The sequence below is a fragment of the Winogradskyella sp. PC D3.3 genome (assembly GCF_054366245.1).
The window spans coordinates 2,234,666-2,247,220 of the sequence record NZ_CM135962.1 but is presented as its reverse complement, the minus strand read 5'-3'; the positions used below and the strand labels follow the sequence as shown (position 1 = coordinate 2,247,220).

The window sequence follows — 12,555 nt, the reverse complement described above, 5'->3', positions numbered from 1 at the left end:
CTTTACATTTTTATCTTTAATTTTTACATCAAAAATATTGCCAATTTGAATCCTAAAAAAATAGTCATCGCGGGTGGACCAGGCACTGGAAAAACCACTATCATTAATGAATTAAAAAATCGTGGCCTTTTATGCTATGATGAAATTTCTAGACAGATTACGCTACAAGCGCGAGAAGACGGTATTGAACAGCTCTTTTTAACCGAACCTCTTTTGTTCAGCGAAAAGCTTTTAGAAGGTAGAACCAAACAATTTACTGATGCTGCAAATGAAACAGCACCTGTTGTTTTCTTAGATAGAGGCTTACCAGATGTTATTGCATATATGGACTATATTGGTGATACCTACCCAAAACACTTCGTTGACGCCTGTGACAACCATAAATACGATGCCATCTTTATTTTAGCACCATGGCAAGAGATTTTTACGAGTGATAGCGAACGTTATGAGAATTTTGAAGAGGCTATTGAAATACACCATCATTTATTAGAGACATATAAGCGATTTGGATATCATTTAATTGACGTACCTTTTGGAAGTGTAGAAACTAGAGTCGAATTTATTTTAGAGTCCTTAAATTTGCAGTAATGCATCCTATAGAAGTTTTAGAACGGTATTGGAACCATACATCCTTTAGACCGCTTCAAGAAGAGATCATCACTTCGGTTCTAAACCGTGAAGATACCTTTGCCCTTTTACCAACAGGTGGTGGTAAATCGGTTTGCTTTCAAATCCCTGCTTTAATTCAAGATGGAATTTGTATCGTTATCTCGCCTCTAATCGCCTTAATGAAAGACCAAGTTAATACCTTAAAAGCAAAAGGTATTAAAGCAATTGCTTTAACTTCGGGCATGTCTTACAAAGATTTAGACACACAACTCGACAACTGTATTTACGGAAACTATAAATTTTTATACCTCTCGCCAGAACGCTTACAACAATCTTTAGTACAAGAACGCATTCAGCAAATGCGCGTCAATTTAATTGCCGTTGATGAGGCCCATTGTATTAGTCAATGGGGAAACGATTTTAGACCGGCTTATAAAACCATTTCTACATTACGACAAATGCATCCTCACGTTAATTGTATTGCGCTTACAGCAACTGCAAAACACAATGTGGTAGATGATATTGTTGCCAATCTCGATTTTATAAACCCTAAAGTTTTTAAAGCTTCTTTTGTAAGACCAAATATTGCCTATAATGTTGTACATACTGATGATAAACTATTTCAACTAGAACAGCTTTTAAAAACCTATCCAGGATCGTCTATTATCTATGTGAGAAACCGACGCGCCACTAGTGATATCCATAATTTTTTAAGTGCCAAAGGCTTTTCCTCTACATTTTATCATGGAGGCATAACCAATAAAGAAAAGCAAGAGCGCTTAAACCAATGGACCAATGGACAAAAACAGATTATGGTAGCAACAACGGCTTTTGGAATGGGTATTGATAAAGCAAATGTAAAAACAGTTATCCATATTAATTTACCAGAAAGTTTAGAGAGTTATTACCAAGAAGCAGGAAGAGCAGGAAGAGATGGTGAACGCGCTCAAGCTATTATTTTAAAACAACATATAGATGAAGATCACTTACGCAATCAATTTTTAAGTAACTTACCTTCAGTTGCTTTTGTAAAAACGGTTTATAATAAATTGTGTAACTATTTTCAAATCTCATATGGTGAAGGAGAAAACACAATGCATCAATTCGATTTTAAATCGTTCTGTAATCACTATAAATTAAGTGCCAGTATCACTTATAATGCTTTATTGCTATTAGACCGCAATGCCGTTATTACTCTCATACAGCATTTTAATTTTAGAACTAAAATTCAATTTATAACCACAAACGCAGTGTTATTCCAATATTTAGAAACACATTTAGATCTAAATATTCTAGTTAAAGTGCTTTTAAGAACCTATGGTGGTATTTTTGATTATGAAACAAAAGTTAATCTAGCATTGGTCGTCGATAAAGTCAACCTTCCCGAAAAACAAGTCATTACACAACTACAACGTTTAGAAAAAGATGAGGTAATAAGTTTACAGATGGCGAATACAGATTCTGAAATTACCTTTTTAAAACCTCGTGAAGATGACATTACCATCAACCCAATTGCAAAAACAATAACCCAACAACACACCCTAAAGCATCAACAAATAGAATCTGTACTCAGTTACATAAAAAATGAGACGGTTTGCAGAAGTCAACAACTGCTCCGCTATTTTGGTGAAAACACAAATAAGACCTGTGGTATTTGTTCGGTTTGTGTTGCCAAAGCTACACACACAAAGACCAACTCAAATGAAGCGATTACACTTCAAATTATAAAGGCATTACAAGCTGAAGCTTTATCTTCGCGCCAATTATTACATCACATTAAATGTTCGGAACAAGACCTATTACAGAGTCTTTCGGAACTCATAGAAATAAGAAAAATAAAATTAACACACGCTAATACCTACACACTTGTATGACAAATAAACGTGACCTACGCATCGTTTTTATGGGCACACCAGATTTTGCCGTTGCCACATTAAAAGCACTTATAGACCATAATTATAACGTTGTTGGAGTCATTACTGCTCCTGACAAACCAGCAGGACGTGGACAAAAACTAAGAGGTTCTGCCGTAAAACAATTCGCTTTAGAACATCAACTAAACGTATTACAACCTACTAATTTAAAAGCCGAAACATTTTTAAACGACCTTAAAGCACTACAAGCCAATTTACAAATTATAGTCGCGTTTAGAATGTTACCTAAAGTCGTTTGGCAAATGCCAGAATTTGGGACCTTTAACCTACACGCTTCATTATTGCCACAATACAGAGGTGCAGCTCCAATTCATTGGGCAATAATTAATGGTGAAACTAAAACAGGAGTAACCACCTTTTTTATAGACGAAAAAATTGACACCGGAGCTATCATTCAAAGTAAGGAAACAGAAATAGGCCCAACAACAACCGTTGGAGACTTACACGATGAGTTAATGGCTATAGGAAGTCAATTGGTCATTGAAACCGTAGAACGCGTCGCGAACGATACCATATCGACTACAATTCAACCACAAACCGACGATTTAAAAACGGCATACAAACTTAATCGCGAGAATTGCAAAATAGATTGGTCAGAGTCTATAGATACTATATATAATAAGATTAGAGGTCTAAACCCTTTTCCTACAGCGTGGTGCTATTTAGATAATAACGAAAAAGATCTATTATCTGTAAAAGTATACGGTGTTGAAAAGCTAGAAGAAAAGCACAATCATGCCAATGGTTTTATCATAACATCAAAAGACACGTTAAAAGTCGCATGTCAAGGCGGTTACATAAATATATTAGAAATACAATTACCAGGAAAGCGTAAAATGGAAGTGAAATCATTATTAAATGGGTTTAATTTTTCTCCATCCGCAAAACTGCTGTAAACCCTTATTATCATTGGTTTTACAAAAAATCCGATGAAATACATAGGCTTTATTAACAAATATTATAAGTTATTAACAAAAAGCTGTATTTCCCTTGCTATTACTTGTATAGCTTAATATTCCTAATAATTTTGTGTACAGATTTTAAAGATTTTTTTTTAGAATCAAAAAAATTTAACAATTTAAATTAAATATTATGAACAAAACAGATTTAATTAATGGAATGGCAGAGAATGCTGGAATTACTAAGGCAGCTGCTAAAAAAGCATTAGACTCTTTATTAGTTGATATCGAAGGATCTTTACAAAAAGGTAACAGAGTATCTTTAGTAGGATTTGGTTCTTGGTCAGTATCTAGAAGAGCTGCAAGAGATGGAAGAAACCCACAGACTGGAAAAACGATAAAAATTAAAGCTAAAAATGTAGTGAAATTTAAGGCAGGTTCTGACTTAAGTAATGCTGTAAACTAAGCCATTTTTTGTTTAAAATACAGAACCTGCTCAACGAGCAGGTTTTTTTTGCTCCACTTTTACTGAATATAAGTTGCTTTTTTAACATAAAAAACATAGATTTAGTAATAATAACATTAAAAAAGCCAAAATGAACAAACCCGAAAAAGGCAGTTTACTTATTGCCGAACCATCTATTATCGGAGATATTTCATTTAATCGCGCTGTGATTCTTTTAGCAGATCACAACGCTTTAGGTTCTGTTGGCTTTATTTTAAATAAGCCATTAAACTATAATCTAAAAGACCTTATAGAAGGTACTGAATCTGAATTCCCGGTATATAACGGAGGCCCTGTAGAACAGGATAACCTTTATTTTATTCATAAATCACCAAAGCTAATACCCAATAGCGTTGAAATATCCAACGGTATTTTTTGGGGAGGTGATTTTAATATTGTGTTGAACCTAATTAACAAAGGACTAATTTCAACAGATGATATTCGTTTCTTTCTAGGCTATTCCGGCTGGGAAGAACAGCAATTAGACAATGAATTGGAATCCAACGCTTGGTTAGTGTCCGAAAACATCTACAATAAAGAAATCATTTCAAAATCTTGTAGTTCCTTTTGGCGCGAAAAAATGTTAGAATTGGGTGGCGATTATAGTATTTGGTCTAATGCTCCAGAAAATCCTAGTTATAATTAGCCCTTTTAACAAAACTTGAAGCTCAACTCAAACAAAACTTTTAGTGATATTTTTCTTCATGGTATGTTATACTATTCTGACAAACATATTCATTAAGATAGGATATTTTAGGTTTATTAAACCACGTCCAAAATGGTTATTAGGCAGAGAAGCCCACTTGACCTCCGATTATTTAGCGTTAAGTTGAAGCGAAGGGTTAAGCAAAAATCGATAGGAAATACAATGAATTTACTTTCCTATTTATTGATAAGCAAACATTAGGATTCTAACATCAACTACCCACCATTTTTGCGCCGAAGCAAACAAAATATTTAGATAAATCATCGGCAGTCTTGATGTTTTGGTTCGTTTTGTATCAAGACAAAATGAACCTATAAAAACATGAAACAAATCGTACTAAAATCAAAAACTCAAGACAACAACCTCAATTTAGCATTAAGCTTAGCAACTAAACCCTGAGCAAAAACATCTCCATACACTTTCTTCCTGTACTTCGTAATCGGCACAATGCCCTTAATAACATTCGTAATAAATAATTCGTCTGCTTTTTGGAGTTCAAACGGACTAATAGAAGCCTCTTCCACAATCACATTAACATCTTTTGCTAATAAATCGAGTATTTGCTTTCGCATTACCCCTTTAAGACAGCCTTCTTCCAAAGGAGGGGTTTTTACTTTACCGTCCTTAACCAAGAATAAATTCCCATTTAAAGCTTCAATAACACTTTTGTCTGTATTTAAAATTAAACAATTATCTAAATCATTTTCTTTAGCATAAATACTTCCAATAACTTGAATCGCTTTATTATTTGATTTTAAACCTGAAAGCAATCCTGGGGCTACAAAGTAATCCTTATACAAATCAACTTCACAATTGGAATCATCTGCTATTGAATAAAAAGGTTCATGATGTAGCTCTGTACTGATGTTAAAGTGAACTTCAGCAGTCTCAGAAGGCAAATATTTTCCGCCCTCTCCTCTATCGACATTAATTCGGACACGCGCTGTGGCATGCAATAAATCGTTAGCCTCTAGTGTTTTTAAGATTTCAGCCTCAAGAAATTCCATAGTAAAATACATAGGAATATCCATTCTAAGAATACGCATCGAAGACATCAGTCTAAAATAATGATCTTCCCAAAGAAGATTTTACCATTCACTACTTTTAGTGTTTCAAAAAGCGCGTCTCCGTATTTATAACCTCTATTAGCAACAGAAAGTTTAGAATCATTTTCTGAGAGAAGCGTACCGTTAAAATTTATCATAAAAAAATCTCGATTTAGTTTTAAAGTTAAATCGAGACAAAGATAGGATAGAATATTTTCTTAAAGCTTATGCCGAACCTAAAACTTGTTTAAGGCTTGAAATTTGATTCTCCCAAAGCATCTTTCCTTCGTCAATTTCATCTTCTTCGGCAAAGTCAGTAATCATTAAAGAGACATCTTTAGTAATTTCATCGACCTGTATGCGTATTTCAAAATAGCTTGATGAGCCTTCCTCATCATCACTTAACCAACGAAATTTAATTCGCTCTCCACTTTTTTTACTTAATAATTTAGCTTGTTCTTCCGAGCCATCCCACATAAAAGTAAATAATTCACCACGTGAATTAACGTTATCTGCAAACCATTCTGATAAGCCAGAAGGTGTTGATATGTAAGTGTATATTAGTGCTGGTGATGCTTGAATCACAAACTCCATTTCAAATTTTTCTTTATCGTCCATATTAGCATTGTATTATGTGCTCAATATATACAAATATCCTTGAGTTTTAAACTTTAAACTAAATTTATTTTTTTTAGTTTGTATTGTTTGCGCAACAAGAATTTGTTTTTATATTTGCACCCGCAATTAGAAACATGTTCAGAATATCAATTTCGACGTTTCAATAGTAATTGTAAATATGGCGAGGTAGCTCAGTTGGTTAGAGCGTTGGATTCATAACCCAGAGGTCACGAGTTCAAATCTCGTTCTCGCTACATATCTTAATTGGTTGCAAACAAACGGTTTAGTTCACTCTAAACCGTTTTTTTATGCTTACATTAAATGAATTTCTTACCTTAGAACACGATTATGAACACGATTTAGAACACGATTTGGCACACAAAGCAGATTTTTCATCCCCTAAAATATACTCCGCAAACGGCGATTTAACCAAACGTTGGTACGTATATTTCTCATACAGAGATCCTAAGACAAATAAGCTTAAACGTCAAAAAAATATCTATGGCAATGCAAACACATATAAAACTAAGGAAGATCGCTTAGCCCTATTGTCGCGTTATCGCAGAAGACTTTTGAAACTTCTTAAGCAAGGTTATAGTCCTCACATTAATAATACAGACCTATACCATAAACTTTCTAAGAAAGCGTCTATAAATACTGTTGAGAGTCTTCCTAAAAAAGAATACGCACGACCTATTGCCTATCCTTCGGAGATAATTAAAAAAGACATCTCTAGACCAAAACTAGAATTTATCAAAAAAAAAGAGCCAAAAGATTATGGTCTCCCTTTGCGTGAAGCTTTTGATTTTAGTTTAAAGATTAAAGAGAATCAAATTACAGTGCGATCACTTAAAGATTATGAATACACAACAAATGCCATTATAAAATGGATTAAGGAAAATAGATCAGAAGTAACATCGATTAAGCAAATCGATAAAAAAGTCGCTTTGGATTTTTTAAATTCTGTTTTAATTCGATCAAGTGCTAGAAACCGAAATAATTATAGACTAAACTTAAGTAGCCTTTTACAAACTTTAGAGCAAAACGAACTTATAGACTCTAATCCGATAAAGAAAATACCTGCGTTACGTAGTATTCCTAAAAGAAATAAATCTTATACAACTAAAGAGCATAAAAAGATTTTTAAATATTTAAAAACGGAAGACCCCATACTCCTACTCTTTATTAAATTTATAAGCTATAATTTATTAAGACCTGTTGAAGTTTGTAGATTGAAAATAAAAGATATTAATCTTGAAGATAAAACGATACAATTTAAAGCCAAAAACAGTCCACTAAAAACAAAGTTGATTCCTAGTAAAATTATTGAAGAACTACCTGATTTATCAAAACTAGATCCAGAAGGTTATTTATTTACACCGATTAAAATTGGAGGAGAATGGGATGCCACCGACATAAATAAAAGTAATTATTTTTCTAAACGCTATAAAACCGTAGTTAAAGACCATTTTAAGTTAGACAAAGACCAGACTTTATACAGTTTTAGACATACGTTTATTACTATCTTATACCAGTCTTTAATTAAAGGTTCATCCCCTCATGCTGCTAAAAGTGAATTAATGAATATAACAGGACATTCAACAATGGATGCATTAGAAAAATATTTAAGAGATATTGATGCCGTTATGCCTAATGACTACTCTAAGCACTTTGATAATGATTGATATATCCGAAAAATTAATAGAGAATATTACTAAGAAGTATATCTTATTTTTTCCTAGTTCTGTCTATTCCGAAATTGAAGATTCAATGATTGCAGGCATGATTCCTAAAGAGTCTTATGATATCATTGCTTATAACAGAGATAAATTAGGAGCAACTACTCATGATATAGAAAAGATAGCCTTAGTTGATATTTTGAATAAAAATAAAATACTACAAAATAATTTACTGCTGCTATTAGACACTAAAACTAAAGTCAATGCTGAAGTCTTTCAGTTTATTATAGATGACTATAAAAAACATATGGACTGTCATTTAGTTATTACCTCATGGATGGTTGATAACATAAAAATTACATTCCCTGATCTCAGCAATACAATCTTTAATGCTTTTAAAAATCAAAATCTTTTTTTTAGAAATCATTATTCACAATTAGAACAGTATTTCAAATTGAGTCCTCAAGCTCCTAAATTGGATAGCGTTGATGTTCTTAAAAACATAAAAATGACGTTTTCTAATACTCCTTTAAAAAATGAAGTTCTAGAAGAAAGCAAAAATTCGAAACCAAAAATTTCTACTCCTACGAAAAAAATAAAACCTCAATTTAGTGATGAAGAAATTGACAACTTTTTGATGAAAACAGTTTTTGGCGTTGATTTATCCTAACCCGACGCGTAAATATTGATAAAAAGCATTAATTTAGCGTAAAACAAACGTTTATTATACGCTAAATGAAAAATAAACAATTTTATACTTGTGAGTATTGTTATAAGGAATTTGAACCTAAACGACGTCGCGTACAGAAGTATTGTAGCGATACTTGTCGCTCAAAAGCTTATCATGCTCGTAAAACAAAAACTTTAATCCCTATAGAGACTAATAATATAACTGTTCCCAAAATCTCTAACCCACAGAAACCAAAAATGTCTTTGGGAGGTGTTGGAAATGCTACGGCTGGAACTTTGGCTGCTGATGCTATTAAAAGTTTATTAACAAAAGCCTCTAATAAACCAGCGACTAAAGGTGACTTATCTCAATTAGTAGAGAAATTAAATGGTCGTTATCATTTGGTTAAAAACATGAATCCTAATGCTTTTGGTCAGTATCCCTATTTTGATTTGATTGAGGGGGTTGTTGTTTATTTGAAATAGATGTAGATACATAATAAGTTTTAATTAATTTCCCTATCATTAAACATCTATCGCTTTTCCTATATGAATAATTAAATCTCCTTTAACACTTTCAAAATCTAAACTTAATGATTTTTCACTCTCATAATCGTCATTAAACATTTCAAAATTTATAATGGGTAATTGAAACGAGCTTATCACCACCTTCTGATTATCTGCTAATTCATCAACAATTGTGAATTCTGAATTATTTGTTTCTTCTGTACTAATAGTATTAGGATAAAACAAAACAATTTCATTGACTTTAAAACGCACTGCATAAGATAACATTTGGTACAAATCGGTTTGAGAAATTCCGTTTTTAGTATCGTTTACATCATTGTATACAATTTTATACTTGGTATCTGCTATGATTTTTCTATTGTTAAACTCTAACAATAAATCTGGTTTTAATTGGAATTTATTGTCTTCTGCTAAATATTTGGACGTGTCTTGTGCTTTTGCCTTTATACTATCAATCTCCTTATCGATAAAACCAAAAATAAAATCCTCAAACACATATTCCATTGGCAATAAAAAAGCAAATAGTTTTAAGTCGTTTTTATAATTAAAAGACACACTATTATCTAAAAACAAGACGCAATAATCCCTAATAGTTTCAAAATCTGAAAACATTGGGTTAAACGTCATTCGTTTCATTTGGTCAGACGAAATAGTAACATCCTTAACCTCATCTAGAATGAATAAAATATCATTTAAAAATCGTCGGCTTTGGTTTTCTTTAGTTGTTGATAACAATAGTTTAGATACAAACTTTACGCATCTATTAAAATCGTTATCCATTTCAAAGGCATCAAACGAACAACTAATTTTATGGTTTCTACCTCTAGATAAATTGTTCTTGATGTAAGCATTAAAATCTATACGACCTTTTACAAAAGACAGCTCCTTATTAACTTCAGTATATTGCTGATATATTGATGAATTTAAAAGCTCTCTAGTGTATTTACTAAACAAGTAAATTAAAATCTCAAAGAAATCTGCCTTTTCACTATTTAAACCTGATAAATAATTTGGAAATTTTAATTTTCTGCAATAACTCAACCACCAAAGGATATGCTTATTTATGGCATTAACATCTTGTTGTGTTGATTCTTCATCTTTATAAAAAATCTTAGGTAACAAATTGATGGTTTCTCCTTCAAAATGAATAACACCCACATACTTATTAGATTTTAGAGTTTTGGTCTTGTGCAAAAACTGAATAAATCGTTGCTGCTCTACTCTATTATCTTCTTCATTAAAATAGTAACTCGATTTTTCTCGTTTTGCCCAAATATCATCCAAAAACACTTCTAAATCATCGAAATGCTCTACTGGAAACTCGGCTTTATTTTTATATTCAAAAAGATTAATCATTAGCGACGTATTGCAAAGGCCAACCATCCACTTTTATATTCGCTGCTCCTAGTATTTTTTTTACCTCTTCAAAATCATTCATAAAATATTCTAGTAGTAAAGGGATTACCTTATTATCAATAGTTTTAATTAAGTTATAATCGTCACCCATAAAGTAAGAATGACCTATAGTAAAATCATGACCTTTTCTAGAAATAATCTCATTATTAATTGCATCTAAAATAATAGGGTCATTAACTATTTTATGTTCTGTAGAATTAGAATCTGGATACATAGGCACAAACTCAAAACGTCGTCGCAATGCAATATCTAAAAGTGCAATAGATTTATCTGCTGTATTCATTGTACCAATAATATATAGATTAGAAGGTACAATAAATTTCTCTCCAGAGGGTAAGGTTGCCGACAACGGAATCTTGCCATGAGAACGTTTATCCTTTTCTATTAAGGTAATCAGCTCTCCAAAAACTCTAGAAATGTTAGCTCTATTAATTTCGTCTATAATAATTACATATTTGGGAACATTATATTCTGAAATCGTATGTAAATCCTTGTTATTTACGTTAAATAATAATTCTTTTTTCCTACGATAAGTAATGTTCTCATATGTAATAGTATCATTTACGTCTTCAAATTCGGTAGCGGTATCTTTATAAATTTTTAAGAACTCTATAAATTCTCTTAATGCTACATAATACATTGTTGCATTACAACCTCCAATAACATCTACAATATCTTGATTTACTCGTTTTATCTTATTAATATCATTAAAAGTCTCATATAGTTTTAATAAACGATTACCAGACACTAAATAGGATTTAACACCATTTATTGCTCTAAATTCTATATTCTGTCTATCAGTAAAATTATCTACCTTAACAGTACCTCCCGTTTTAGTCTTAAACTCTTGCCCTTCTTTTAATGAGTTCACAAATTCAATAAAAACATCGTTCAAATCAATTTTCGAATTTTCTTCACTCGCTGATATCTTTTGATTTTTCTGATATACTTTATAATACTCAAACAACGCATTAGTTACCATTTTGGTAAATATACCATCTGCTCTATTAAAGCTTAATGCTTTTTGCTCTATATCTGGTCTTAAACCTTGTATAAAATCCTCATAACTATAGTTTTGATGAAAGGTAATAAACTCTATTCGATCGCCTAAATTTTCATTGAATACGGTTTGGGCTTCACTATAATTTAAATCTGTATTTTGGGTGACGATTTTAGCCGCTTCCAAAATGGTATGATATGTTTTACCTGTTCCTGGCGGTCCATAGAAGATTTGGTTTAAGGGCGCATAATAATTCCCTGTTTCTATATTATAACTTTTATTTTCAAGCACTAATTCATTTATTTGGATAGCCTTATCCTCAGTTAAATTTACATTTTTATATTTTTTTAAACGCTTTGCTAATCTTGTTTGCATTGTATTAAATTCAGACAATGTGATTCTATGTGCTTTAAAGTCAGGATTATTCTTCTTCTCACCAGCGATAGCTTTATTTACTGCTGGTAGAACAATTTTTAAATCCTTATCTACATCTTCCAACAAAGCAACTATAGATGTGTAGCCTTCTTGCCTCTGATTTGTTTTTAAAGTTAACATCTTGTTACTGTCTGGACTAGAATAAGAGAAACCTAAACTTGAAATTGATGAATCCTTTAATGAATCAATAAGGTCAAGTGCTGATTGGTTTTGAGGATTATGTGGTGATTTTGTTTGCGTAAATTCAAAATTATAGGAGTAAATGTTATTTGAAAAAGCAAAAATCAAATCGATACAATCACCAGAAGAACCAGGAAAATTAACAGGTAATGTCCAGAAAGTCATACCAAAATATTTAGATTTTTCCGTTCCAATAAAATAGTCTAACTCTGCTCCTTTAGAGCCTTTCATTCTTAAAGAAAAAGTAAAATTTGGATCGTTTTTATGCTTTTGCATCAGCCAATCATATACTTGTTTTTCGTAGTCTTTATAGTTAATCATAAAATTGATC

11 protein-coding genes, 1 tRNA gene and 1 pseudogene are annotated in these 12,555 nt (G+C 31.9%); 9 read left to right on the top strand and 4 right to left on the bottom strand.

What is annotated here, in order from left to right; all coding sequences use genetic code 11:
- Window positions 1–45 precede the first annotated feature (45 nt).
- From ACXGSQ_RS09735 to ACXGSQ_RS09715, 5 genes are all read left to right on the top strand, one after another.
- Window positions 46–588 (top strand): AAA family ATPase, encoded by a 543-nt coding sequence (locus tag ACXGSQ_RS09735; RefSeq protein ID WP_458626007.1) that lies wholly within the window; start codon window positions 46–48, stop codon window positions 586–588.
- On the top strand, window positions 588–2,483 hold the full coding sequence (locus ACXGSQ_RS09730; protein WP_458626006.1) for a RecQ family ATP-dependent DNA helicase: 1,896 nt from the start codon (window positions 588–590) through the stop codon (window positions 2,481–2,483). Before ACXGSQ_RS09735 ends, ACXGSQ_RS09730 begins: the two co-directional genes overlap by 1 nt.
- Window positions 2,480–3,439, top strand: a complete 960-nt coding sequence (fmt, locus tag ACXGSQ_RS09725) for a methionyl-tRNA formyltransferase (protein WP_458626005.1) — start codon at window positions 2,480–2,482, stop codon at window positions 3,437–3,439. Before ACXGSQ_RS09730 ends, fmt begins: the two co-directional genes overlap by 4 nt.
- A gap of 196 nt (window positions 3,440–3,635) precedes the next feature.
- Window positions 3,636–3,908: an HU family DNA-binding protein gene (locus ACXGSQ_RS09720; protein WP_179006479.1), complete on the top strand. Its 273-nt coding sequence runs from the start codon at window positions 3,636–3,638 to the stop codon at window positions 3,906–3,908.
- A 130-nt stretch (window positions 3,909–4,038) separates the two neighbouring features.
- A complete protein-coding gene (locus ACXGSQ_RS09715) occupies window positions 4,039–4,593 on the top strand; it encodes a YqgE/AlgH family protein (protein ID WP_458626004.1) in 555 nt (184 codons plus the stop codon).
- Window positions 4,594–5,003: 410 nt separating this feature from the next.
- On the opposite strand, the pseudogene ACXGSQ_RS09710 reads toward ACXGSQ_RS09715, so the two are convergent.
- Window positions 5,004–5,857, bottom strand: a pseudogene (locus tag ACXGSQ_RS09710) (aminotransferase class IV).
- Window positions 5,858–5,924: 67 nt separating this feature from the next.
- Window positions 5,925–6,317 carry an START-like domain-containing protein gene (locus tag ACXGSQ_RS09705; RefSeq protein ID WP_458626003.1) on the bottom strand — a complete coding sequence of 131 codons (393 nt, stop codon included), beginning with the start codon at window positions 6,315–6,317 and terminating at the stop codon, window positions 5,925–5,927.
- Between the two features lie 180 nt (window positions 6,318–6,497).
- On the opposite strand from ACXGSQ_RS09705, the gene ACXGSQ_RS09700 reads away from it, so the two are divergent.
- The 4 genes from ACXGSQ_RS09700 (at window position 6,498) to ACXGSQ_RS09685 (ending at window position 9,151) form a co-directional block, all read left to right on the top strand.
- Window positions 6,498–6,571: transfer RNA gene (locus tag ACXGSQ_RS09700), tRNA-Met, on the top strand.
- A 54-nt stretch (window positions 6,572–6,625) separates the two neighbouring features.
- On the top strand, window positions 6,626–8,002 hold the full coding sequence (locus tag ACXGSQ_RS09695; protein ID WP_458626002.1) for a tyrosine-type recombinase/integrase: 1,377 nt from the start codon (window positions 6,626–6,628) through the stop codon (window positions 8,000–8,002).
- Entirely contained in the window at window positions 7,995–8,666 is a 672-nt protein-coding gene (locus ACXGSQ_RS09690; RefSeq protein WP_458626001.1) for a hypothetical protein, read from the top strand. Before ACXGSQ_RS09695 ends, ACXGSQ_RS09690 begins: the two co-directional genes overlap by 8 nt.
- A 65-nt stretch (window positions 8,667–8,731) precedes the next feature.
- Complete coding sequence (locus ACXGSQ_RS09685; RefSeq protein WP_458626000.1) at window positions 8,732–9,151, top strand: hypothetical protein; 420 nt, start codon at window positions 8,732–8,734, stop codon at window positions 9,149–9,151.
- 39 nt (window positions 9,152–9,190) lie between these two features.
- Here the strand turns inward: ACXGSQ_RS09685 and ACXGSQ_RS09680 are convergent, their stop codons facing one another.
- Together ACXGSQ_RS09680 and ACXGSQ_RS09675 are read right to left on the bottom strand one after the other, a co-directional pair.
- On the bottom strand, window positions 9,191–10,549 hold the full coding sequence (locus ACXGSQ_RS09680) for an McrC family protein (RefSeq protein WP_458625999.1): 1,359 nt from the start codon (window positions 10,547–10,549) through the stop codon (window positions 9,191–9,193).
- Window positions 10,542–12,545, bottom strand: coding sequence for an McrB family protein (locus ACXGSQ_RS09675; RefSeq protein ID WP_458625998.1), 2,004 nt, complete (start codon window positions 12,543–12,545; stop codon window positions 10,542–10,544). Before ACXGSQ_RS09675 ends, ACXGSQ_RS09680 begins: the two co-directional genes overlap by 8 nt.
- Between the last annotated feature and the right edge of the window lie 10 nt (window positions 12,546–12,555).

Excerpts from the sequence above, each read along its gene's own strand:
- ACXGSQ_RS09675 (WP_458625998.1), bottom strand. The coding sequence starts at position 12,545 with ATGATTAACTATAAAGACTACGAAAAACAAGTATATGATTGGCTGATG.
- ACXGSQ_RS09720 (WP_179006479.1), top strand. The coding sequence starts at position 3,636 with ATGAACAAAACAGATTTAATTAATGGAATGGCAGAGAATGCTGGAATT.
- ACXGSQ_RS09680 (WP_458625999.1), bottom strand. The coding sequence starts at position 10,549 with ATGATTAATCTTTTTGAATATAAAAATAAAGCCGAGTTTCCAGTAGAG.
- ACXGSQ_RS09685 (WP_458626000.1), top strand. The coding sequence starts at position 8,732 with ATGAAAAATAAACAATTTTATACTTGTGAGTATTGTTATAAGGAATTT.
- ACXGSQ_RS09690 (WP_458626001.1), top strand. The coding sequence starts at position 7,995 with ATGATTGATATATCCGAAAAATTAATAGAGAATATTACTAAGAAGTAT.
- ACXGSQ_RS09705 (WP_458626003.1), bottom strand. The coding sequence starts at position 6,317 with ATGGACGATAAAGAAAAATTTGAAATGGAGTTTGTGATTCAAGCATCA.
- ACXGSQ_RS09730 (WP_458626006.1), top strand. The coding sequence starts at position 588 with ATGCATCCTATAGAAGTTTTAGAACGGTATTGGAACCATACATCCTTT.
- ACXGSQ_RS09715 (WP_458626004.1), top strand. The coding sequence starts at position 4,039 with ATGAACAAACCCGAAAAAGGCAGTTTACTTATTGCCGAACCATCTATT.
- ACXGSQ_RS09695 (WP_458626002.1), top strand. The coding sequence starts at position 6,626 with ATGCTTACATTAAATGAATTTCTTACCTTAGAACACGATTATGAACAC.
- fmt (WP_458626005.1), top strand. The coding sequence starts at position 2,480 with ATGACAAATAAACGTGACCTACGCATCGTTTTTATGGGCACACCAGAT.